Source organism: Mesorhizobium sp. HAY1-8B (assembly GCF_056868045.1).
Genome location: NZ_CP200321.1, coordinates 573,976 through 597,056 on the forward strand (window position 1 = coordinate 573,976; position 23,081 = coordinate 597,056).

The 23,081-nt window shown below is 64.0% G+C and carries 21 protein-coding genes and 2 pseudogenes; 12 read left to right on the plus strand and 11 right to left on the minus strand.

Going from position 1 to position 23,081, the window contains the following annotated elements:
* Positions 1-253 precede the first annotated feature (253 nt).
* Both AC1VON_RS02835 and AC1VON_RS02840 read right to left on the minus strand, forming a co-directional pair.
* The gene (locus AC1VON_RS02835; RefSeq protein WP_483126258.1) at positions 254-1,474 is read right to left on the minus strand and encodes a hypothetical protein; all 1,221 of its coding nucleotides are present in this window, start codon (positions 1,472-1,474) and stop codon (positions 254-256) included.
* Positions 1,469-5,043 (minus strand): annotated as a pseudogene (locus AC1VON_RS02840) (NAD-glutamate dehydrogenase); the annotation flags it as partial. The gene AC1VON_RS02835 and the pseudogene AC1VON_RS02840, both read right to left, overlap by 6 nt.
* A gap of 135 nt (positions 5,044-5,178) precedes the next feature.
* Between AC1VON_RS02840 and AC1VON_RS02845 the strand changes: the two are divergent.
* Together AC1VON_RS02845 and AC1VON_RS02850 are read left to right on the plus strand one after the other, a co-directional pair.
* Positions 5,179-5,742, plus strand: coding sequence for a peroxidase-related enzyme (locus AC1VON_RS02845; RefSeq protein WP_172348015.1), 564 nt, complete (start codon positions 5,179-5,181; stop codon positions 5,740-5,742).
* A gap of 124 nt (positions 5,743-5,866) precedes the next feature.
* Positions 5,867-6,193, plus strand: a complete 327-nt coding sequence (locus AC1VON_RS02850; RefSeq protein WP_056575027.1) for a YciI family protein — start codon at positions 5,867-5,869, stop codon at positions 6,191-6,193.
* Positions 6,194-6,202: 9 nt separating this feature from the next.
* On the opposite strand, the gene AC1VON_RS02855 is transcribed toward AC1VON_RS02850, so the two are convergent.
* The gene (locus AC1VON_RS02855; RefSeq protein WP_172348014.1) at positions 6,203-6,817 is read right to left on the minus strand and encodes a LysE family translocator; all 615 of its coding nucleotides are present in this window, start codon (positions 6,815-6,817) and stop codon (positions 6,203-6,205) included.
* 400 nt (positions 6,818-7,217) lie between these two features.
* Between AC1VON_RS02855 and AC1VON_RS02860 the strand changes: the two genes are divergently transcribed.
* Positions 7,218-7,844, plus strand: a complete 627-nt coding sequence (locus AC1VON_RS02860) for a DUF1062 domain-containing protein (RefSeq protein ID WP_483120345.1) — start codon at positions 7,218-7,220, stop codon at positions 7,842-7,844.
* Positions 7,845-7,904: 60 nt separating this feature from the next.
* Here the strand turns inward: AC1VON_RS02860 and typA are convergent, their stop codons facing one another.
* Positions 7,905-9,734, minus strand: a complete 1,830-nt coding sequence (gene typA, locus AC1VON_RS02865; protein WP_056575012.1) for a translational GTPase TypA — start codon at positions 9,732-9,734, stop codon at positions 7,905-7,907.
* A gap of 196 nt (positions 9,735-9,930) precedes the next feature.
* Here typA and AC1VON_RS02870 point away from each other — a divergent pair, with 196 nt between their 5' ends.
* Entirely contained in the window at positions 9,931-10,212 is a 282-nt protein-coding gene (locus AC1VON_RS02870) for a hypothetical protein (protein ID WP_172348012.1), read from the plus strand.
* A 113-nt stretch (positions 10,213-10,325) separates the two neighbouring features.
* Here the strand turns inward: AC1VON_RS02870 and AC1VON_RS02875 are convergent, their stop codons facing one another.
* Positions 10,326-11,609 carry an MFS transporter gene (locus AC1VON_RS02875; RefSeq protein WP_172348011.1) on the minus strand — a complete coding sequence of 428 codons (1,284 nt, stop codon included), beginning with the start codon at positions 11,607-11,609 and terminating at the stop codon, positions 10,326-10,328.
* Positions 11,610-11,682: 73 nt separating this feature from the next.
* On the opposite strand from AC1VON_RS02875, the gene AC1VON_RS02880 reads away from it, so the two are divergent.
* Positions 11,683-12,300, plus strand: coding sequence for a TetR/AcrR family transcriptional regulator (locus tag AC1VON_RS02880; RefSeq protein ID WP_172348010.1), 618 nt, complete (start codon positions 11,683-11,685; stop codon positions 12,298-12,300).
* A 44-nt stretch (positions 12,301-12,344) separates the two neighbouring features.
* Positions 12,345-12,938, plus strand: a complete 594-nt coding sequence (locus AC1VON_RS02885) for a hypothetical protein (RefSeq protein WP_483120346.1) — start codon at positions 12,345-12,347, stop codon at positions 12,936-12,938.
* A 229-nt stretch (positions 12,939-13,167) separates the two neighbouring features.
* On the opposite strand, the gene ppa is transcribed toward AC1VON_RS02885, so the two are convergent.
* The 6 genes from ppa to AC1VON_RS02915 all read right to left on the minus strand — a co-directional run bounded on the left by ppa (position 13,168) and on the right by AC1VON_RS02915 (position 17,587).
* The gene (gene ppa / locus AC1VON_RS02890; protein WP_056575002.1) at positions 13,168-13,701 is read right to left on the minus strand and encodes an inorganic diphosphatase; all 534 of its coding nucleotides are present in this window, start codon (positions 13,699-13,701) and stop codon (positions 13,168-13,170) included.
* Positions 13,702-13,902: 201 nt separating this feature from the next.
* On the minus strand, positions 13,903-14,409 hold the full coding sequence (locus tag AC1VON_RS02895; protein WP_172348008.1) for a GNAT family N-acetyltransferase: 507 nt from the start codon (positions 14,407-14,409) through the stop codon (positions 13,903-13,905).
* 152 nt (positions 14,410-14,561) lie between these two features.
* The gene (locus tag AC1VON_RS02900; protein WP_483120347.1) at positions 14,562-15,200 is read right to left on the minus strand and encodes a TPM domain-containing protein; all 639 of its coding nucleotides are present in this window, start codon (positions 15,198-15,200) and stop codon (positions 14,562-14,564) included.
* 4 nt (positions 15,201-15,204) lie between these two features.
* Positions 15,205-16,098 (minus strand): TPM domain-containing protein, encoded by an 894-nt coding sequence (locus tag AC1VON_RS02905; protein ID WP_172348006.1) that lies wholly within the window; start codon positions 16,096-16,098, stop codon positions 15,205-15,207.
* Between the two features lie 4 nt (positions 16,099-16,102).
* Positions 16,103-16,879, minus strand: coding sequence for a TPM domain-containing protein (locus AC1VON_RS02910; protein ID WP_483126259.1), 777 nt, complete (start codon positions 16,877-16,879; stop codon positions 16,103-16,105).
* A 69-nt stretch (positions 16,880-16,948) separates the two neighbouring features.
* Positions 16,949-17,587: a LemA family protein gene (locus AC1VON_RS02915; protein WP_172348005.1), complete on the minus strand. Its 639-nt coding sequence runs from the start codon at positions 17,585-17,587 to the stop codon at positions 16,949-16,951.
* A gap of 162 nt (positions 17,588-17,749) precedes the next feature.
* Between AC1VON_RS02915 and AC1VON_RS02920 the strand changes: the two genes are divergently transcribed.
* The 6 genes and pseudogenes from AC1VON_RS02920 to AC1VON_RS02945 all read left to right on the plus strand — a co-directional run bounded on the left by AC1VON_RS02920 (position 17,750) and on the right by AC1VON_RS02945 (position 23,051).
* Positions 17,750-18,001, plus strand: a complete 252-nt coding sequence (locus tag AC1VON_RS02920; protein WP_172348004.1) for a hypothetical protein — start codon at positions 17,750-17,752, stop codon at positions 17,999-18,001.
* Positions 18,002-18,014: 13 nt separating this feature from the next.
* Positions 18,015-18,899 carry a pyridoxal kinase PdxY gene (pdxY, locus tag AC1VON_RS02925; RefSeq protein WP_172348003.1) on the plus strand — a complete coding sequence of 295 codons (885 nt, stop codon included), beginning with the start codon at positions 18,015-18,017 and terminating at the stop codon, positions 18,897-18,899.
* A complete protein-coding gene (locus AC1VON_RS02930; protein WP_483120348.1) occupies positions 18,896-19,687 on the plus strand; it encodes a DUF429 domain-containing protein in 792 nt (263 codons plus the stop codon). Before pdxY ends, AC1VON_RS02930 begins: the two co-directional genes overlap by 4 nt.
* 145 nt (positions 19,688-19,832) lie before the next feature.
* Positions 19,833-20,477: a carbonic anhydrase gene (locus AC1VON_RS02935; protein ID WP_140775970.1), complete on the plus strand. Its 645-nt coding sequence runs from the start codon at positions 19,833-19,835 to the stop codon at positions 20,475-20,477.
* Entirely contained in the window at positions 20,474-20,908 is a 435-nt protein-coding gene (locus tag AC1VON_RS02940) for a nuclear transport factor 2 family protein (RefSeq protein ID WP_483120349.1), read from the plus strand. The genes AC1VON_RS02935 and AC1VON_RS02940 overlap by 4 nt, the downstream gene beginning before the upstream one ends.
* Before the next feature lie 89 nt (positions 20,909-20,997).
* A pseudogene (locus AC1VON_RS02945) lies at positions 20,998-23,051 on the plus strand (M3 family metallopeptidase).
* The last annotated feature ends 30 nt before the right edge of the window (positions 23,052-23,081 follow it).

Here is a 23,081-nt window from a genome sequence, read left to right on the forward strand (position 1 = left end):
CCGCGTCGGGCGCCATGTCTGCATGTTTCCGATGCTCATGCAAATGACAAGCGTCGCGCCGCCCCTCATTGTCCTGCCGGACATTTCCCCCGTATTGTGACGGGGAGAAAGACGCTCTCGTGGAGATTCTCGTCACTTGTCGACGTCGCAGAATGGGCGCCGGCCTTGCGGCCAGTTCCCTTCTCTCCGTCACTATACGGGGAGAAGGTGGCGGCAGCCGGATGAGGGCGGCGCCAACCTCTGCAAGAGTTCCTCACATCCCCGTCAGGTCGCTCATCAGTCCTGACGCGACCGACAGCCGCGACACGGTGATGTCGCCGCCTTCGGTCAGCGCCTGCAGTCGCTCGCGGATGCGCGACACGCGCTCGCCGCCGGCTTCCAGCCAGGCCGCGACCGGATCGGCGGCCTTGGCATGGCCGGTGAGTGCCGCGACCGCAATGCCGCGACGCGACGCACCAATCGTGTCGGTGGCGCGCGAAAGAGCGAGCTGATCATAGTAGTCCGACGGCGTGATCGAGCGCGCCGCGTCCTCGACGCGCGGGATGCGGAAGGCATCGCTGACCGCGAAGAACGCCTTGGCAGCGGCGACGATGTCGGCATTTGCCATCCGTGCGGTCAGCGCGATGTCGGGGATGAGTTCCGCCACCTCGCTCAGCGCCAGCTGCTCGGCCAGTTTTTCCGGTGCGCCGGCCTTGAACAGCCCGTGCCGCTTCTCCTCGATCCGCTCGCGCGAGAAGGCCGGCAGCAGCGAAACGAGCTTCGGCTCCAGCGCCTTGCGCGCCTCCTGCAGTTCCGCGATGCGCTGGCCGAGCGGCGCCATGCCGGTATCGTTCTTGAGATACCAGCCGCTGGTCACGTAGATCAGCCGGCTGACCATCTGATAGAGATCGAGCTGCACCTGACCGTCGATCTGGTTGTCGAGCGCGTCGATCTCGCGATAGAGCGCCGGCAGCGCGAAGCCGTCACGCACCACGGCGAAGGTGCGCACCACGTCGGCGGCGGTACGCCCCGTGGCCTCCTGGAGCCGGTTGACGAAGGAAGGGCCGCCGCGATTGACGAGGTCGTTGGCGATGACGCGGGCGATGATTTCGCGGCGCAGTCGGTGGCCATGGATTTCGGCGGCGTATTTCTTCGCCATCCGGTCCGGGAAATAGCCCATCAGATCGCGGTCGAAATGCGCGTCATCAGGCACGTCACTGGCGACGATGTCGGAAAACAGCACGATCTTGGCATAGGCGAGCAGCACGCCGAGCTCGGCCCTGGTCAGCGGCTCGCCACGTGCCTCACGCTCGGCAAGGGCCGCCGGTGACGGCAATGTTTCCACGGCACGGTCGAGCAGGCCGCGCGCTTCGAGGGCCGACATGAACCGGGCCTGATGCGCGATGTCGGCGAGGCCGCGCTTGCGGGCGATCGAAAGCGCCAGCGTCTGCTGATAGTTGTTTGACAGCACCAGCCCGCCGACCTCGTCGGTCATCTCGGCCAGCAGCTTGTTGCGTGCGGGGCGCGTCAGGGATCCCTTGCGCATGGCCGACGCCAGCGCGATCTTGATGTTGACCTCGACGTCGGAGCAATTGACGCCGCCCGAATTGTCGATGGCGTCGGAATTGCAGCGGCCGCCATTCATGCCGAACTCGATGCGCGCCCGCTGCGTGACACCGAGATTGGCGCCCTCGCCGATCACCTTGGCACGCACGTCGAGCGCCGTGATGCGGATGGCGTCGTTGGCGCGGTCGCCGACCTCGGCGTTGGTTTCGGCGGATGCCCTCAAGTAAGTGCCGATACCGCCGAACCACAGAAGATCGACCGGCGCCTTGAGGATGGCGGTCATGATCTCGACCGGCGTGGCGGTCGTCTTGCCGAGGCCGATTGCGGCCGCGGCCGCGGCCGGCAAGGTGATCGACTTCTGATTGCGCGAGACGATGATGCCGCCTTCCGACAGCTTGCTCTTGTCATAGTCCTGCCAGCTCGAACGCGGCAGCGCGAACATGCGCTCGCGCTCAGCCATCGAGGCCGCCATGTCCGGATCGGGATCGATGAAGATATCGCGATGATCGAAGGCGGCGATCAGCCTGGTTTTCGGCGACAGAAGCATGCCGTTGCCGAACACGTCGCCCGACATGTCGCCGACACCGACGGCGGTGAAAGGCGATGTCTGGATGTCGCCGTTCATCTCGCGGAAATGCCGCTTGACCGCTTCCCATGCGCCTTTGGCGGTGATGCCCATCTTCTTGTGGTCATAGCCGGCCGAGCCACCGCTGGCGAAGGCATCGTCGAGCCAGAAGCCATGCTTCTCGGAGATGGCGTTGGCGGTGTCGGAGAAGGTCGCCGTGCCCTTGTCGGCGGCGACGACGAAATAGGGATCGTCCTGGTCGCGGCGCACGACACCCGCTGGCGGAATGACACCGTCCAGTCCGATATTGTCGGTGATCGACAGCAGGCTCGAGACGAAATTCTTGTAGGCAGAGGTGCCCGCCTCGAAGATCGCGTCGCGGCTGCCGCCGACCGGCAGGCGCTTGGGGAAGAACCCCCCTTGGCGCCGACCGGCACGATCACGGCATTCTTGACCTGTTGCGCCTTGACCAGGCCGAGCACCTCGGTGCGGTAGTCCTGGGCACGGTCCGACCAGCGCAGGCCACCACGCGCCACCGGGCCGAAGCGCAGATGCAGGCCCTCGACCTCGGAACCGTAGACGAAGATCTCGCGCCACGGCCGTGGCGCCGGTAGCCCTTCGACCGCCTGCGACTCAAGCTTGATCGCCAGGGACTGGCCTTTCTGCTTCGTATCGGCAACGAAATGATTGGTGCGTAGCGAGGCTTCGATCAGGTTGAGGTAGCGGCGGATGATGGTGTCGTCATCGATGTTGGGCACATCCTCCAGCGCATCCTTGATCTTGGCCTTGAGATGCTTTGCCGCCACCACCCCATCGCCCTCGGCCGTGGGGCCAAGCCGGGCAATGAACAGCGCGTGCAGGCCGCGCGCGATCTCGGGATAGCGGTTGAGAGCCGCCGCGATGAAATCCTGGCTTTGCGGAATGCCGACCTGCTGCAGATAGCGGCCATAGGCGCGCAGGATGGTGATTTCACCGGACCACAGGCCGGCTGTCTGGGCCAAGCCGTTATAGCCGTCATTGTCGACATCGCCGCGCCACACCGACAGGAACGCGTCCTCGAACAGCGCGCCGCCGTCGGTAAGGTCGATCGGCTTGCCGTAGCTGTTCTCCAGTTCCATGTCGTGGATGAAGACCAGCCCGGATTGCACGCCACCGACCTCGAAGGTGCGCTCGCTGATGACGCGGAAGCCGATGTTTTCCAGCACCGGCACGCGCCGCGACAGCGCCACCGGGCTGCCGTGGTGATAGATCTTCAGCGCCGCCTGATGCGGCTTCTGCTCGGCATGGCGGTAGTAGTCGATGGCGATCGGATTATCGGCGCTGATCCTGGCGATGCGCCCGGCATCGACCAGCGCCACCGCCGCGCTGAAGGAGTCGCGATAACTTTCCGGCAGTCTTGCGGCGATGGCCTTCAACGCCTGGTCGCCGCCATCGGCTTCCGCCGCGTCGGAAAGGGCATCCTCCCAGGTGCGCACGATGTCGCGGATCGCCGCCTCGATCGTCGCCTGCTCGACTTTCGGCGTCTTGCCGCCGGAGCGGCCGATGATGAAGTGCACGCGCGCCAGCCCGCCTTCGGGGAAGGCCGGGTAATAGGCCGACAGTCGGCCCTCGAACACGGTCTTGAGATAGGCGCCGATCTTCTCGCGCACGACGCTATCGTAGCGGTCGCGCGGTACGAAGACGAGGATCGAGACGAAGCGGTCGAACTGGTCGGCGCGCACCAGCGCCCGAACGCGCGGCCGCTCGATCAACCCCAGAATGGCCGCGGCGTGCTTGCGCAAGATCGGCACCGGCACCTGGAACAGTTCGTCGCGCGGATAGCTTTCCAGCACGTTGATCAGCGCCTTGCCCGAGTGGTCGTGCCGGTCGAAACCGGACTTGGCGATGATGGTCTCGGCCTTTGACCTGAGATACGGGATCTTCATCACCGACCGTGTGTAGGCGGTCGAGGTGAACAGGCCGACGATGCGCAGTTCACCCGACAATACGCCCTTGGCTGTGTAGGTCTTGACGCCGATGTAATCGAGATAGATGCGCCGGTGCACGGAAGACTTGGCATTGGCCTTGGTGACGATCAGCGGCTCCGGCCCATGCAGGAAGGCGCGAATCTCGGGCGTTGTCGTCACCGCCTCGGTGCCGCGCCTCAGCACCAGTACGTCGGGATCGCTGAGGATGCCGAGGCCGGGCTTGTCGGCGCGCTCCAGATTGCCGCTTTCCTCGCCGCCGGTGTATTTGAACTCACGCATGCCGAGGAAGGTGAAATTGTCGTCGCGCAGCCATTCCAGGAAGGCGATCGCCTCGGCCACGCTCTTCTTGTCGAGCGGCACCGGCGAATAGCGGAACTCGGAGATCGCCTGGTCGAGCCGGGCCAGCATCGGCTTCCAGTCGTTGACGGCGGCGTGAACCTGCCCAAGCATCTTGCGCAGCCGCTCGGTCAAGGCGTTTGCCGCGTCCGCCGTCAGCCGCGGGATATGGACGTGGATGACGCTCAGCCGGTCGTGATTGCCGTCGTCCTTGGCGAAATTGCCGTCGCCCAGGATCTCCTCGACACCGCGTTTGCCGTGCCGCACGGTGATGACCGGGTGGGTGACCAATGTCGGTTCACCTGATGTCTCGGTAACCTCGCCGAGGATGGAATCGAAAAGGAACGGCATGTTGTCGTTGACGACGGTGATGACCGTCACCGGGCGGCCTTCGCGAACGACGCCCGAATCGGTCTCGACGGCAACGACGCACGCGCCCTTCTTGTGCCTGGCTACCGCCTGGCCGGCGAGGTCGGCGGCGCGTTCGAGATCGGCCACGTCATAGGCGGCGATGTCTTCGGCCGGGGCGCGAGCGAGCAGGTAATCAGCGAGCCGGGCTGGCCTTTCCTCGGTCTTTGTCGCTGATGTGGGTTTTTTCTTCGGCTTCGCTGCGGATTTCACGCGGGCCATGACGCTATTCCCTCCCGTCGAATGCTTTTACGACTATCGTAGCAGATGACCGCTGTTTGGCGACAAAGGTTTGACGGCTTGCCAAGAATTATCCGAATTCGGCGGCAAGGCGGCGCCCGAAGAGGAGAAATGACCATGACCGGCAAAATCACCGCGCTTGACCTCGATTCAAGGGAACTGAGCGAACCGACAAAGGCCTATTTCGCCAAATGCGAGGAGAAGCTCGGCCTGGTTCCGAACGTGCTCAAGGCCTACGCCTTCGACGACAAGAAGCTGCGCGCCTTCACCGACATGTACAACGATCTGATGTTGGGTGATTCGGGCCTGTCGAAGCTGGAGCGCGAGATGATCGCGGTCGCGGTCTCCTCGATCAACCATTGCTATTACTGTCTGACCGCGCATGGCGCGGCGGTGCGCCAGTTGTCGGGGAACCCGGCGCTCGGCGAAATGATGGTGATGAACTTCCGCGCCGCCGATCTCTCGCCGAAGCAAGCCGCCATGCTCGAATTCGCGGTCAAACTGACCGAGGAGCCGGCAAAAATCGTCGAGGCCGATCGGGCGGCATTGCGCCAGGCCGGCTTCAGCGACCGCGACATCTGGGACATCGCCTCGACTTCAGCCTTCTTCAACATGTCAAACCGCGTGGCTGCTGCGATCGACATGCGGCCGAACGACGAATACCACGCCATGGCACGGTGAGGCTCCAACCTCGCCTTACATTAGGCATTCCTCATTCTCGTTGCTTGTTTGCCGGTTTGGTCCGATGATCGGCAGGCGGCATGACCGCATGCCGGTTCGATGCCGCTCATCAAGGGAGGAGAACATGGCGAAGTTTCTCTATGTCTATCACGGTTCCGGCAAGATGCCGACGAGCGAAGCCGAGCGAAAGGCGATGACCGACGCCTGGACAGGCTGGTTTGGAAAGCTTGGTTCGGCTGTCGTCGACCCGGGCAATCCGGTCGGCATGTCGAAGACCGTCATGCCCGGTGGCAAGATAGAGAACAACGGCGGCAGCAACCCGACCGGCGGCTACTCGATCATCGAGGCCAGGGATATCGACGATGCCGCCGAGAAGGCCAAGGGTTGCCCCATGCTGGCCATGCCGAACTGCAACGTCGAGATCGCACCCATCATCAATATGATGGGCTGACGCTTCGCCTCAGGATCGTGACGCAATGGCCGCCGCGGCACCGGCCATCGTGGTGGCGCTGACGCGGTTGGCGATCTTCATGGCGCGCTTGCTCTTCAAGAGCTTGCGCGCCTGCGAGGCGGCAAGCACCCAGGCGAGATCGATGGCGATCAGCACCACAGCCATGGTCGCCGTCAGCTCGACCCAGCCGACAATGCTGACCGACGCCAGGTCGATGATGGTCGGCAGCAGCGCCAGGTAGAACATCATGATCTTGGGGTTGCCGAGCGTCACCGCCATGCCCGCGAAAAACAGCTTCGCCGGCGAATCCTCGCGCGGCATCTCGCCCTCTTTCGCGTCGACAGGCGCCGTCCACATCTTCCAGGCGAGGTAAGCGAGATAGGCGACACCGACCCACTTCACCACGACAAAGGCGAAGTGGAAGGTCTGTGCCACCACGGCCAGCCCGAACACCGCCAGCGACAGCCAGATGCCCTCGCCGATCCACATGGCGAGCAGGAACGGAAACACGTCGCGAAAGCCCTTCGAGATGACGCGCGCGACGAGTGCGGCGATCGACGGGCCAGGCGAACCGGCGGCGACGAACAAGGCGGCGGCAAAAATCAGCAGCGAGGTAAGATGCATGGCCGATATCTCTGTCTGACAGACTCCGAAGCTTGACACTAGCGCAAGCGGTCGACCTGCGGTAGCGCCGACAAAAAAAGACGCTTGTCGGCGCGGCGTCACGCCGCTAGAAGACCCGCCGCGAAACAATTTCGAGCTTCACTTTGCCTCAGTAACCGCCGGTCTCGTCAACTCCCCCGACACACTCGCACGGCACTGCATCCGCGGTGCCTGTTTCATGTTCACGTGTTCTTCTGGGCGGCGGTTCGAGACCGGTTTGGCACTGCTGAACCGCTGTCGCGCGCTTTCCGCCGGCGACACCTGACTTCACCATCTCCGCAGCCTACCGCCACGCCGCGCCCGCAAGGGCATCTCGACATTGCCGACCTGATGAACTTCCCGACGGGAAGGGCTTATCGGCATGTTTTCGACTCTACGCATCCACTGGGCGATCACGCCCGAAATCGCACCTCAACCCCTGATCAACTGCAATCGTTGTGGCGGCATAAGGGCCTATCGCTGCAGCGGCAAATTCCGCGTCAACGCCAACGGCAAGCGCATCGACGTGTGGCTGATCTACCGCTGCGCCGATTGCGACAATTCCTGGAATTTCGGCATTTTCGAACGCTGCAACCGCCGCGACATCGAGCCGGCGCTGCTGCGGGCGCTCGAAAGCAACGACCAGGGGCTGGCACGGCGCCATGCCTTCGACATCGTCGCCCTGCGCAACCAGGTGGGACGTGTCGAGGAGTTTGCCGATGTTTCGGTGCGCAAGCGGTTGCTCGGCGGTACCAGGGAAAGCGCGGCGACCCTGGAACTGCGGCTCGGGTTGGAAATGCCGACATCGCTCCGGCTCGATCGTCTGCTTGCCAATGAACTCGGAATCTCGCGCTCGCGGCTTCAGGCGCTGGTGGAGCGGCGCCTGCTGGTCGTTGAGCCGGACGGAGCCAAAGCCTTGCACAAGCCGGCCCGCCAGGGAATGACGATCCGCGTCGACCTGGCCGGCGAGCCGGATCACGAAGCGATCATCAGCGCGGCCGGCGGATGAACGAGAGAGGGGCGGAGCACTTGATGCTCCGCCCCTCTCAGAAATCGTCAGAAGAAAAAATTACGCAGCGCCGACCGCCTTGGCCGATTTCTCGAAACGCTTGCGTTCGTTCGGATCGAGATAGAGCTTGCGCAGGCGAATGGTTTTCGGCGTCACCTCGACCAGTTCGTCGTCCTGGATCCAGGCCAGCGCGCGTTCCAGCGTCATGCGGATCGGCGGGGTGAGCTTGACCGCCTCATCCTTGCCGGCGGCGCGGATGTTGGTCAGCTTCTTGCCCTTCAGCACATTCACTTCGAGATCGTTGTCGCGGGAATGGATGCCGATGATCATGCCCTGATAGACCTTGACGCCCGGGTCGATGACCATCGGGCCGCGGTCTTCCAGGTTCCACATCGCGTAGGCGACCGATTCGCCCTGCTCGTTGGAAATCAGCACGCCGTTGGTACGGCCCGGCAGTTCGCCCTTGTAGGGCTCGTAGGCATGGAACAGCCGGTTCATCACGGCGGTGCCGCGCGTATCGGTCAACAGTTCCGACTGGTAGCCGATCAGGCCGCGCGTCGGCGCGTGGAACACGATGCGCTGGCGGTTGCCGCCCGACGGGCGCAACTCGACCATCTCGGCCTTGCGCTCCGACATCTTCTGCACGACGACGCCGGCATGCTCCTCGTCGACGTCGATGACGACTTCCTCGACCGGCTCCAGCAATTCGCCGTTCTCGCCCTTCTGCATGACGACGCGCGGACGCGACACGGCGATCTCGAAACCTTCGCGGCGCATGGTCTCGATCAGCACGGCGAGCTGCAATTCGCCACGGCCGGAGACGAAGAACGAATCCTTGTCGGGCGATTCCTCGATCTTGAGCGCGACATTGCCTTCCGCCTCGCGCAGCAGGCGGTCGCGGATGACGCGGCTGGTCACCTTGTCGCCTTCGGTGCCCGCGAGCGGGCTGTCATTGACCAGGAACGACATGGTCACGGTCGGCGGATCGATCGGCTGCGCATGCAGCGCCTCGGTCACCGCCAGGTCGCAGAACGTGTCGGCGACGGTGCCCTTCGACAGGCCGGCGATGGCGACGATGTCGCCCGCCTGGGCCTCCTCGATCGGCTGGCGCTCGAGGCCGCGGAAAGCCAGGATCTTCGAGATACGGCCGGTTTCGATCTGGGTGCCGTCATGGTGGAGCACCTTGACCGCCTGGTTGGCCTTCAGCGTGCCGGATTCGATACGGCCGGTGATGATGCGGCCGAGGAAGGGGTTGGCTTCCAGGATGGTGCCGATCATGCGGAACGGGCCGGGATGAACGGTCGGCGCCGGCACATGCTTGACGATGAGGTCGAACAGCGGCGCCAGCTGCTGGTCCTTCGGGCCCTCCGGATTTTCCGAAACCCAGCCGTCACGGCCAGAACCATAGAGGATCGGGAAATCGAGCTGCTCATCGGTGGCGTCGAGCGCGGCGAACAGGTCGAACACCTCGTTGACCACCTCGACATGACGAGCGTCCGGGCGGTCGATCTTGTTGATGACGACGATCGGCTTCAGCCCGACCTTCAGCGCCTTGCCGACGACGAACTTGGTCTGCGGCATCGGACCCTCGGCGGCATCGACCAGCACGATGGCCGAATCCACCATCGACAGGATGCGCTCGACCTCGCCGCCGAAATCGGCGTGGCCGGGGGTGTCGACGATGTTGATGCGAGTGTCCTTCCAGTCGACCGAGGTCGCCTTGGCCAGGATGGTGATGCCGCGTTCCTTTTCGAGGTCGTTGGAATCCATGGCGCGCTCGGCGACGCGCTGATTGTCGCGGAAGGAGCCGGACTGCTTCAAAAGCTGGTCGACAAGGGTTGTCTTTCCATGGTCGACGTGCGCGATGATCGCGATATTACGGAGTTTCATGTTCTGGTCTCGGGAGCGTTGCAGGCAGCAGGCCAAAGGCGCCGCCTCTTTCGGTTGCGCGGCTCATACAGGGTTTTTCGCATTTGCGAAAGAGGACGCGCGACACCAAATACTCATCAAATCTTAAGCATCTGCGTGTGAGATGATTTTGTTAACCAAGGCGGGAACCTTTTCAGGCCCGGACAGTTCGACCATCATGACCGATAAACTCAATCGTTTTTGGCCACTCATCGCATCCGCGGCCTTTGCCATGCTGCTGGCGGCCAATGCCGCGCAGTCGGCCGCGACGCAGAAGGGTGCGCGCGCTGTTACACAGTCTGACACCCAGACGGCCGAGCAGATTTTTGCCGATGCGCCTGATGGCGTTGACCCGGTGGTGACGGGACCGGTCAGCACCGCCTTCAAGCAGAGACAAGCCAGCGCCAACTGCGACAGTGCCGTGTGGCCGAATATTCCGATGGTCTGCTACCCGGACTGATTCTCTTCGGCCCGTTTGCCGTTTAACGGCAGCAATCGTTGATGCTTCCTCACACGGAAAGGCGACCTGACTCCCGTTAGATCGCCTTCGATCGTAATTTCATCTAGCCTGCCTCAAGCGGCCTGCGGTTCCGGATCGAACGCCGGTCGGCTGGTGTTGATCAGCAGCGAGATACAGGCGGCGGCTATTGCCGTCATGCCGGCGATCAGGAAGGCCAGTTCGTAATTGCCCTGAAGCTCGCGCATGGTGCCACCGAAAGCAGCCGCCGTGGCCGCACCCACCTGGTGGCCGGCAACGATCCAGCCGAACACGATCGGCCCGCTGCGGTCGCCGAACGCCTCGTTGGCGAGCCTAAGCGTCGGCGGCACGGTGGCGATCCAGTCGAGGCCGTAGAGCACCGCGAAGATGATCAGGCTGGTCGCCGAGAAGCCGGAATAGGGCAGATAGATCAGCGACAGGCCGCGAATGGCATAGTAGACGCCGAGCAGCTTGCGCGGATCGAAACGGTCGGTGAGCCAGCCCGACAGCGTCGTACCGATCAGGTCGAAAATGCCCATCATCGACAACAGACCGGCCGCCTGCACCTCGCCGATGCCCATGTCGCCACAGAAGGCGATCAGATGCGTGCCGACTAGGCCGTTGGTGGTGAAGCCGCAGACGAAAAAGGTGGCGAACAGATACCAGAACACCCTTGTGCCAGCGGCGCGGCGCAGCGTGTTCAGCGTATGCGCCAGGAAATTGCCTTGCGATGCCAGCGATGTCGGCGGCACGTCATCGGCCTCGGCGCCATAACGCACCATGCCGATCGAGGCTGGCCGCTCCGGCACCAGCAGCCAGACCAGCGGTATCATGGCCGCCGTGGCGATCGCGACCGCAATGGCAACCGGCTGCCAGCCGCCCGATTGCGCTAACGCAGCGATCAGCGGCAGGAACACCAGCATGCCCGACGCGCTGGAGGCCGACATCAACCCCATGACGAGACCGCGATTGGTCTTAAACCAGCGATTGACGATGGTGGCGCCAAGCACGCTGGCGACGGCGCCGGAGCCAATGCCGGAGAAGACGCCCCACGTGATGAAGAGATGCCAGGGCTTGGTCATCAGCAGGCTGAGTGCCGTCGAGCCCGACATGATCACCAGCGAGGCAAGCAGCGTGCGGCGCAACCCGATCCTTTCCATGAGCGCGGCGGCGAACGGACCGGTCAGACCATAGAGCAGGATGCCGACACCGGCGGCCAGCGAGATGACGTCGCGCCGCCAGCCGAAGCTGTTCTCGAGCGGCAGCATCATGACCGACGGTGCAGAACGAAGCCCTGCGGCGACCAGCAGGCAGAGGAAGATGACGCCGACCACGACGAAAGCGTAGCGCTGGCCAAAGGGACGGGATTGAGCTACCATGTTACTGACCGGTACGTTGCAGGACGGGAGCATGTATACGTACCGATCGGTAACACGTCAATCGAGTCACATGATGCCAACCGACAAAAATATTGAACTGACCATCAGCGAAGGTCATGCATCGGCGCCACCCAAGGCCGCCAAGAAGATCCTCGACGTCGCCTATGACCTGTTCTACCGGCGCGGCATCCGCGCGATCGGCGTCGACGAGATCGTCAAGCGCGCCGGCGTCACCAAGCCCAGCCTCTATCGCAGCTTTCCTTCCAAGGACGAATTGGCCGCTTCCTACCTCCGGCAATACGATCTTGAATACTGGGAGCGCTGGGACGAGGCGGTGAATGCCCATCCCGGTGATCCGCGTGCGCAGATCAAGGCGTTCCTGACCCGCATCGGCAAGCGCACGCAAGTGGCCGACTATCGCGGCTGCGGCATGACCAATGCTGCGGTCGAATATCCCGAACACAGCCATCCGGCCCGCGTCGTCAGCGAGGCCAACAAGCAGGAACTGCGTCGCCGGCTGCGTGCCATGGCCGCCGCGATGGGGGCGGAAGATGCCGACACGCTGGGTGACGGCCTGCTGCTGTTGATCGAGGGCGCCTATATCAGCGGCCAGCTGTTCGGGCTCGGCGGTCCCGCACAGTCGGTTGCCCGCAACGCCGATCTGCTGATCGAAGCGAGCTTGAAGAAATAGCGATTGGCGGTACGCTGCTCCGGTTCGAACCGGAGGTGTCCGTCATGCGTGCCGTTCTGATCCCGCTTGCCCTCGCCGGTCTCTGCCAGGCAGCCCATGCCGGCGACATTTCCAGCGCCTACACCGACCTCGACTGGAAGAAGGACTGCGTGACTTACGCGCAGGCTGGAGAAGGCGATGGCGACTGGGCCGATCTCGCCTGCTCCGGCTACCGCGGCTATCCCGTGCTGATCGCCTATGACGACGCCCGCGAATCGCTGTTTTACGGTTTTCCGCCGGGCGGCGACATGACGTCCGCCTGGGAGAGTTTTTCTGGCTTCAATTCATCTGGAGCCAAGATCGAATGGCGCATCGAAACCAATGGCGACAAGGCCGTGCCCTTCGCGGTCATCCACCGCCGCACAATCAGCAATGGCGAGGACGAGGACAAGTCGATCGAGGTGCTGCTCGTCGCCAAGGTCGGCCAGATGGATGCGCGAGAAAGCTGCACGGTCGGTCTTGTCCTGGCCAGCGGTAACCCGCAAGCCAACGATCAGGCGCGAAAACTCGCCGACGAGAAGGCGCGCACATTTGCCTGCGGCAAGGACCGGCACACCGCCATCGGCAATGTGCCGCCCTTCGGGAGGGTGGATAATTAGGCACGTTGGAGATTGGCTGCAGCGCCCGTCACTTCGACATCCACGGGCGAAGCAAGGAGCGGAGCGACGCGGCGCAGACCCGAGGATCCATGCCGCGACATCAACACCGCCGCAACGGTGCGGAATTCTGTTCCGCCCCGCACTTCACCCGGTGTCACGGCATGGACACCAGGGTCTCCGCGACGCCGCTTCGCGGCTACTCCACCCTGGTATGACGAAGCCGAGTCGCCTACTTGCTCTTCTTCGCCCGTTCGATCGCCTCGACGATCATCTTCTTGGCATATTTGGAATCGTGCCAGCCTTCGATCTTGACCCATTTGCCGGGCTCGAGATCCTTGTAGTGTTCGAAGAAGTGCTGCACCTGCTGGCGCGTGATGTCGGGCAGATGCGTGTACTCGGTGACGTTCTCGTAGCGCAGCGTCAGCTTCGGCGACGGTACGGCGATGACCTTTTCGTCCTGACCGGCATTGTCTTCCATCACCAGCACGCCGATCGGCCTGACATTGATGACGCAGCCCGGCACCAGCGCGCGCGTGTTGCAGACCAGTACGTCGATCGGATCGCCGTCACCCGATAGCGTGTGTGGTACGAAGCCGTAATTGCCGGGGTAGCGCATCGAGGTGTGCAGGAAGCGGTCGACGAACAACGTGCCGGCCTCCTTGTCCATCTCATACTTGATCGGCTCGCCGCCGATCGGCACTTCTATGATGACGTTGATATCCTCAGGCGGATTCTTTCCGATGGCTATGGCTTCAATGCGCATGGCTTTGTCCCTCTCTCGATTGGGAGGAGATAGCGGGCGGCGCGGAATGGTGCAATGCGGCGAATGGTGCTCACCAAGGTCGGGCGAGACGCGCCGGCATCCGGCACGTTCAATCATCGGCACAAGATGTTTCAGCGCCGTGATTTGGCATGGGATACGAACCATGCACCGGCTTGGCTTGCCGCAATCATCCCTGGGCGGTCACTCCCAGACGAAGGCGACCTTCTTCAGCGCCTTCTGCTCGAAGATTTCGACACCCTCGGCGATATCGCGGCCGCCAGCGCCGGCATAGAAGGCCAACGCGTTCTGGTTATCTTCCAGCGCCCATACCACCATGCCTTTCAGGCCATGGTCGGCAAGACGCGCCCTGGCTGCCGCGAACAGGCGACGGCCGAGACCGATGCCCTGATATTCCGGGCGCAGGTACAATTCATAGATCTCGCCTTGCTGCTTGAGCTCCCGGGCGCGGTTCTTGCCGATCGTCGCATAGCCGGCGATCGTGCCGCCGATTTCGACCACCAGAACGGTGGCGGCGCGGCGAATCGCATTCGCCCACCAGTCGGCGCCGCGGCGGTTGATCATCGATGTCAGCGTGCGGTGTGGAATAATGCCGGAATAGGCGCCGCGCCAGGCTTCCAGATGCACCTCGGCGATGGCGCCAGCGTCGCGCGGTTCGGCTTTGCGGATGTCGATCGTCAGCGTATTCATGATTTGTTAACCATAAACCCGCATGGCCCGATTGCAAAGAGTCCGGGCGGCTCGCCGGCCGCTTTCTCACAACCGCCGCTGACACTGCTGACATTGGGCAAAACCCGCCCTGAAACAGCCCCGATCGGTGAGGAGCGGCTGCCGGCAGGCTCTCAGATTTCGACCAGATGGTCGTCCAGCTCATTGGTATCGAGCGAAGTGACCGGGAAATGCTCGGCCAGCACCGCGCCCACCTGTTCTATCGACTTGACAAAACCGTCGGCAAGCCGGTCGTCGCCGGCGTGCGCCGTGAGATCGCGCACCACACCATCCCAGACATGCTGGCCGACCTTGGCGTCGATGCCCGAATCGGCGACCACCTCGGCATAACGTTCGGCGATCGAGACGAAGATCAGCACGCCGGTGCGCGCCGTGGTGCGGTGGACGTTGCGGGCGAGGAACTGCTTGATCGCATTGGCGTGCGCCGCGCGATAGCGCAGCCGCCGCGGCACCATATGGATGCGCAGGCCGGGCAATGCCCACAGCAGGGCCAGCACGCAGACAAGCGCCAAAAGCTCGGCGATGACGAAATGCGGCAGGCGGATGGTCAGCCACCATGCCTCGAGGCCATAGGCGACAGCAAGGCTGACGACCAGCATGCCAAGCGTCGCCATCAGGGCGGCGGGGGCGAAATAGCCGTCGCTGGCGCGCGCGATGACGCAGTAGATCTCGCCATCGGTTCTGGCCTCGGCGGCGCGGATCGCATCGGCAATGCGCTCATGATCCTGCGGGCTGATCGGTCGTGTTGCCATTGTCTCACCAGCTTCCTGAAGAACCGCCACCACCGGACGAGCCACCGCCGCCCGAAAACCCGCCGCCGCTGCTCGACCCGGACGACCAGCCACTGCTGGAGCTTCCCGACGACCAGCCGCCGCCTGACGAACCCGTTGTCCAGCCCCTGGAGCCCGAGGATGATCCGCTTGGCCCCCGGCCGTAACGAAACGTCATGCCCAGCCATCTATACACGCCCGGCGACAGTTTCGTGCCGAACATCGGCGGCAGGAATGCCATGGCCAGGCCGCCGAAGAACAGCGTCGCCCACAGGATCAGGAACACCGCGACGATGGGATCGATGGGGGCACTGCTGTCGGCGGGATTGCGCTTGCCGCGTGCTTCGAGCTCCTCAGGATTGCCTTCCAGCACCATGACCATGTCGTCGACGGCCTTGGAGATGCCACCCGAGAAGTCGCCGGCACGGAACGCCGGCACCATGTCGTTTTCGATGATCAGCTTGGTGTGCAGGTCGGTCAGCGTGCCTTCCAGCCCGTAGCCGACCTCGATGCGCATCTTGCGATCGTTCGGCGCGACCAGCAGCAGGACGCCGTTGTTCTCCTTGGCCTGGCCGAGCTTCCAGAAGCGGAACAGCCGGTTGGCGTAGGGTTCGATCTCCTCGCCGTCCAGGCTGGGAATGGTGGCGACGACGATCTGGTCGGAACCCTTTGTCTCGAAGTCGGCGAGTTTTTGCGTCAGCGCCGCCTTGGTCGAGGCATCGATGATGCCCGCATTGTCGACAACGCGGCCCGTGAGCGCCGGCAGGTCCGCCGCGAAGGCCGCCAAGCAGGACAGCAGCAACGCCAGAGCCGTCAGGACAGCGTGGATCGCCGGGCTAAGGAAACCAGGCCTCGGCGTGCCGATGGTGCGTGTCGTCATGCGCTCACCAGCTTCCCGAGGAGCCACCACCGCCGGACGAACCGCCGCCGCCGGAAAAGCCACCGCCACCCGAAGACCAGCCGCCGCCGGAACTTCCCGAGGACCAGCCGCCCCGGGATGAGGAGCGCCGTCCGGGTTCGAAGGTCATGCCAAGCCAGCGATAGCGTCCTGGCCCGAGCTTCTGGCCAAAGATCGGCGGCAGGATGGAGGCGGCGATACTGCCGAAGAAGATGATCGCCCAGATGCTGATGAAGATAGCGAAGAACAGGTCGTCGGAATTGAACGGCGCCTCCTGGTTGCGCTTGCCGCGTGCTTCGAGCTCCTCAGGATTGCCTTCCAGCACCATGACCATGTCGTCGACGGCCTTGGAGATGCCACCCGAGAAGTCGCCGGCACGGAACGCCGGCACCATGTCGTTTTCGATGATCAGCTTGGTGTGCAGGTCGGTCAGCGTGCCTTCCAGCCCGTAGCCGACCTCGATGCGCATCTTGCGATCGTTCGGCGCGACCAGCAGCAGGACGCCGTTGTTCTCCTTGGCCTGGCCGAGCTTCCAGAAGCGGAACAGCCGGTTGGCGTAGGGTTCGATCTCCTCGCCGTCCAGGCTGGGAACGGTGGCGACGACGATCTGGTCGGAACCCTTTGTCTCGAAGTCGGCGAGTTTTTGCGTCAGCGCCGCCTTGGTCGAGGCATCGATGATGCCCGCATTGTCGACAACGCGGCCCGTGAGCGCCGGCAGGTCCGCCGCGAAGGCCGCGAACGGAAGCACCAGGATGAAGAGCATGGCTGCGACAAGGCGAGCCAGGCGTCGTCCCTCATCGGCCTGCAAGATCACCACGTTTGGCCCCGGCTATCACCCGCCCTGCTTCGTGCCGAAATCGACCTTCGGCGGCTGCATCTTGTCTTCGTCGACGGTGAAATTGGCGAAGGGCTCGTTGCCGCGGAACCAGAAGGTGGCCCAGAGCACGGACGGGAAGGTCTTCAGCGTCAGATTATAGTCCCTGACCGCCTGGATGTAGTCGCGCCGCGCCACCGCGATGCGATTCTCCGTACCTTCGAGCTGTGCCTGCAGCGCCAGGAAATTCTGGTTGGCCTTGAGGTCGGGGTAGGCCTCCGACACCGCGATCAGCCGCGACAGCGCGCTGGTCAGCCCGGCCTGGGCATCCTGGAATTTCTTGAGGGCTTCGGGATCCTTCAGCGTATCCGGCGTCACCGTGATCTGCGTCGCCTTGGCGCGGGCCTCGACGACAGCGTCGAGCGTGTCCTTCTCATGCGAGGCATAGCCTTTGACCGTCTCGACCAGATTGGGGATGAGATCGGCGCGGCGCTGGTACTGGTTCAGCACCTCGCTCCATGCCGCCTTGGCGTTTTCCTCCGCCGTCGGGATCGTGTTGTAGCCGCAGCCGGCAAGCAGCGGCAGCACGATTGCCATCATCAGGAAGGCGGGCAGCGTGCGGAATGTCGATGGTCGGGCAAGGCGCTGGGCAAGCATGATGGGGTCCCTCGGTAGAAGTTGCATGCGAAGCATTACCACAATCGGCGCGCAAGAAAACGGCCTCGACCTCACGAATAAGCCGGCATGCGTCGTCCTCTCGCAAGGCCCTGTGATTGGCCGCGCGAACGCGATAAGGTCCGGGCAAAACGGGACATCATCATGGCGGAACGTCCGGACAGCGACAGGGAATCGCGCCGTATCCTAGAGCGCGTTGCGCAAGAAACCGACCCGGCCGGCGCCTCCTTCGTGGCGCGGACGACGAAAGGCATGCGCGACCACGTCGCCGCCGCCGACGCCGACCGCGCGGACCCGATCGAAGTCTGGGGCACACGCATTGGCAGGATACTCGGCCTGCTTCTGGCGCTGGGCCTGATGGTCTGGCTCGTGCTTTTCCTCACCCGGGGCAGCTAGGAATCACAAAACAATGAGCGCCGAAAAACCCGACGCGCCGCGCGCGGTCATCGTCATTTCCAGCCATGTCGCGCGCGGTTCGGTCGGCAACCGTGCCGCCGTCTTCGCACTGGAGACGCTGGGCTTTCCGGTCTGGGCGGTGCCGACGGTCATCCTGCCATGGCATCCCGGCCACGGGCGGGCGACGCGCATCGTGCCGCCACTCGACCAGTTCAAGGCACTGATGGCCGATCTCGAGCGCGCGCCATGGCTGGGAGAGGTCGGCGCCGTGCTGTCGGGCTATCTGGGCGAGGCCGGCCAGGCCGAGGCCGTCGCCTCGCTGGTTGCCGCGGTCAAGGCCAGGACGCCGGACGCCGTCTATATCTGCGATCCGGTGATGGGCGATTCCGGCGGCCTCTATGTGCCCGAGTCCACCGCTGCCGCCATGCGCGACCGGCTGATGCCGATCGCCAACATCGCCACGCCCAATCGCTATGAGCTCGAATGGATGGCCGGCGTTCCCTTGCCCGATCTGAAATCGGTGATTTCGGCGGCACTCCATGCCGGACCGTCGACCATGCTGGTCACCTCGGCACAGTCGATGATGTCAGGCGGTACCGGCAATCTGCTGCTCGACGGCACCCAGGCCCTGCTTGCCGAGCACCGCCTGATCGACAAGCCGCCGAACGGCCTGGGCGACCTGACGGCGGCCGTCTACCTCGCCCGCATCCTTTCCGGCCAGCCGCCGATCAAGGCGCTGCAGTCGACCACGGCGGCGGTCTACGAGATCCTGGCGCGCACCGCCAAACGGGGCGGCGACGAGCTGCAGCTCGAGACCGACGCCCAGAGCCTGTCGCACCCGATGGCCATGGTGCAGCTGCGCCACCTCACGCATCCGGGGCGGGACCGCCGGGCGTGACTTCGACCGGGGTCGTGCTCGTCGGCGCCGATGGCTGCAAGGCGGGCTGGATCGCCGTGCGGCGCGAGCACGGTTCGACACCTCGTAACCCCGGTTCGGCGCCCCAAGTCGAGGTGTTCGCCAGCTTCGCCGCATTGCTCAAGGCAAGCCCGGACAATGCGATTGTCGCCGTCGACATGCCGATCGGCCTGCCCGAATTTTCCAGCAAAGGCGGGCGCGGACCGGAAGCGCTGGTCAGGCCACTGCTCGGGGCACGCCAGTCCAGCGTCTTTTCGATCCCGTCCCGCGCCGCGCTCTACGCCGACACGAGCGATTTCATCACCGTCGAAGCCTGGTATGCCGCGCATCGCAAGGCAAGCGAGGTGGCCAGGGCCACATCCGACCCGCCGCGCGGCGTTTCCATCCAGGCCTTCGGCATTTTCTCGAAAATCCGCGAGATCGATACTTTGCTGATCGCGCGGCCGGATCTGCGCGGCCGCGTCTTCGAATCGCATCCCGAAGTCGCCTTCTGCCGCTTGAATGGCGATCAGGCCATGCAATTGCCGAAGAAGATCAAGGGCAGCGTCAATCCGGCCGGCATGGCGGAGCGCAAGGCGCTGCTGTGCCGGCACGGTTATGAGATGGGCTTTCTCGACCAGCCGCCGCCGCGCGGGGCGGCCGCGGACGATTTCCTCGACGCGGCTGTCATGATGCTGATCGCCGGCCGCATCGCCAGCGGCAGCGCGAAGCCATTTCCGAACCCCCCGCTCGCTGACGGTTTTGGCATACCGGTCGCCATCTGGGCATGAATGTCGACACACTCCCCGCCTTGGCGCATGGCATTTATGCCCAGCCCCTACAATTCTGCATTGCTCGCAACAGGCTTTTGCCGTTAGAGGCTTTCTCGACCGCAACGAGCTGCCGCCTCCAACCCCGGAAAGGCCTTAGCCGCCCATGCCTCACCTTCCCGACCACCTCCTAGCCGGCTACCGCAATTTCATGAATGGCCGCTACCTCACCGAGAGCGGCCGCTATCGCGAGCTCGCCCGAGAGGGGCAGGCCCCCGAGACGATGATCGTCGCCTGCTGCGATTCCCGCTCGGCCCCCGAAGCGATCTTCGACGCCGGGCCGGGCGAACTCTTCGTGCTGCGCAATGTCGGCAATCTGGTGCCGCCCTACGAGCCGGATGGCGAGTTCCACTCGACCTCGGCCGCGCTCGAATTCGCGGTGCAGAGCCTCAAGGTCAAGAACATCGTCGTCATGGGCCACGGCCGCTGCGGCGGCATCCGCGCCGCGCTCGACCCCAATTCCGCGCCGCTGTCCCCCGGCGACTTCATCGGCAAGTGGATGAGCCTGATCGCGCCGGCCGCCGAGACCGTTTCCTCCAGCACCTTCATGACGGCGACGGAGCGCCAGACCGCGCTCGAGCGCATCTCGATCCGCTATTCCATCGCCAACCTCAGGACCTTTCCTTGCGTCTCGATCCTCGAGGGCAAGGGCCGGCTGTCGCTGCACGGGGCCTGGTTCGACATTTCGACCGGTGAGCTCTGGGTGATGAACAAGGACACCGGCGATTTCGAGCGGCCGGTGCTGGAATGAACGGGGTGGTGCGCCAGGCGATGAACGTCCGGTCGGTCGTTTTCACGGCGGCCGCACTGCTGGTGGCAATTATCGCCGCCCGCGCCGATGACGGCGCCATCATCAGCCGCTGGTATGCGGCGCTGCTGGTCGCCGACCGTACCGAACTCGCCGACCTGCTTGCCGACGATGTCCGCATCAAGCTCGATGACCTCGGCATCGTTCAAAGCAAGGAGGAGTTCATCGCCTCGCTCGACGAATGGAAAGGCGCGGTAGCGGGTGCCGCGATCCGCCACCGGATCGAGAAGAGCGAGGGCGGTGTCACCACGGTGATCGCCTGCTACGACTTCCCCAACAACGACATGCTGATGCAGGAGACCTTCGCGGTGACAGACAACCGCATCTCCGCCAGTTCGCAAGCGGCAATCGCCGAAAACTGCGAAGGCTATTGAGGCGGATCGGCCAACTGCCATATTGCGGCCCCGCGGGCCGCGCCCTACATCGGTGACACCCTCCTCCCTGATGCCAGCGAAAGACCTCCATGTCCTCCACGAAAGCCGTCGACCTCGCCGCCCATCCGCTGACCGCGTGGCAGGGCCCGCTCGGTCTGCCGGACTTCGCCCATATCGGCGACGGTGATTTTTCCCCGTCTTCGACGCGGCGCTGAAGGCGCATGAGGCCGAGATCGACGCGATCGCCGCCAACAAGGATGCACCGACCATCGAGAACACGCTTGAAGCGCTGGAGCTGGGCGGCGAGGCGCTCGATCACGTCTCGTCGATCTTCTGGTGCCGGGCCGGCGCCTACACCAACGATACGATCCAGGCGCTGGAGCGCGACATCTCGCCAAAAATGTCCAGGCATTTCTCGGCGATCTCGATGAACGAGAAGCTTTTCGCCCGCATCGACGACCTCTACCAGCGCCGCGAGAGCCTCGGGCTCGACGCCGAGACCTTGCGGGTGCTGGAGAAGACCTGGAAGGGTTTTGTCCGCTCCGGCGCCAAGCTCGATGCCGAGGGCAAGAAGCGGCTGGCCAGGATCAATGAAGAACTGTCGTCCCTCGGCACGACTTTCGGCCAGAACGTGCTGGCAGACGAGCGCGACTGGGCGCTGTTCCTCGACGAGGCCGATCTTGCCGGCCTGCCGGATTTCCTGAAGAGTTCGATGGCCGAGGCCGCCGAGACGCGCGGCCAGAAAGGCCGCTACGCCGTCACTTTGTCGCGCTCGATCTACGAGCCGTTCACGACCTTCTCGGAACGCCGCGACCTGCGCGAGATCGCCTTCCGCGCCTTCACCATGCGCGGCCAGAATGGTGGCGCCAGCGACAACACATCCGTGGTGCGCGACATGCTGAAGCTGCGCGCCGAAAAGGCGAAACTGCTCGGCTACGCCTCCTTCGCCGCACTGAAGCTAGACGACACCATGGCCAAGACGCCGAAGGCGGTGCACGCGCTGCTCGATCCGGTATGGGAAAAGGCGCTGGAAAAGGCCGCCGCCGACCAGAAGGAACTGGAACGGCTGGCGGCGGAAGCCGGTAGCAATGAAAAATTCGCCGCCTGGGACTGGCGTTTCTACCAGGAGAAGCTGCGCGCGGAAAAATTCGCTTTCGACGAGGCGGAACTGAAGCCCTACCTCCAGCTCGACCGCGTCATCGACGCCTGCTTCGACGTGGCGACCAAACTGTTCGGCATCAGCTTCGAGGAGAAGAAAGGCATTGCCGCCTGGCATCCCGATGCACGCGTCTTCGTGGTGAAGAATGCCGATGGCAGCGAGCGTGCCCTGTTCCTTGCCGACTATTTCGCGCGGCCCTCGAAGCGGTCCGGCGCCTGGATGAGCGCGCTGAAGTCCGGCTACAAGCTTGGCCAAGGCTCGAAGCCGGTGATCTACAACATCATGAACTTCGCAAAGCCGCCGGCCGGCGAACCGGCACTGCTGTCGGTCGACGAGGCGAAGACGCTGTTCCATGAATTCGGCCATGCGCTGCATGGCATGCTGACCGACGTCACCTGGCCGTCGGTCGCGGGCACTTCGGTCAGCCGCGATTTCGTAGAGCTGCCTTCGCAGCTCTACGAGCATTGGCTGACGGTGCCGGCGGTGCTGGAAAAGCACGCCCTGCATGTCAAGACAGGCAAGCCGATGCCGAAGGCACTGCTCGACAAGATGCTGGCCACGCGCACGTTCGGGGCCGGCTTCGCCACGGTCGAATTCACGTCTTCCGCCTTGATGGACATGGCCTATCACGCCCGGCCCGATGCCCCGGCGGAGCCGCTTCGTTTCGAAGCCGAAACGCTCGCCAGGCTCGACATGCCCGACACCATTGCCATGCGCCACCGCACCCCGCATTTCGGCCATGTCTTCTCGGGCGACGGCTATTCGGCCGGCTACTATTCCTACATGTGGTCGGAAGTGCTGGACGCCGATGCCTTCGCCGCCTTCGAGGAGACCGGCGATCCCTTCAACCCGGCGCTGGCCGAGCGGCTGAGGAAGAACATCTACGCCGCCGGCGGTTCCAAGGATCCGGAAGAGCTTTACACGGCCTTCCGCGGCAAGATGCCTTCGCCCGAGGCGATGATGGTGAAGCGGGGGCTGGTGTAACGCCAGCCAATCCCCCTCGAGAGGGAGATC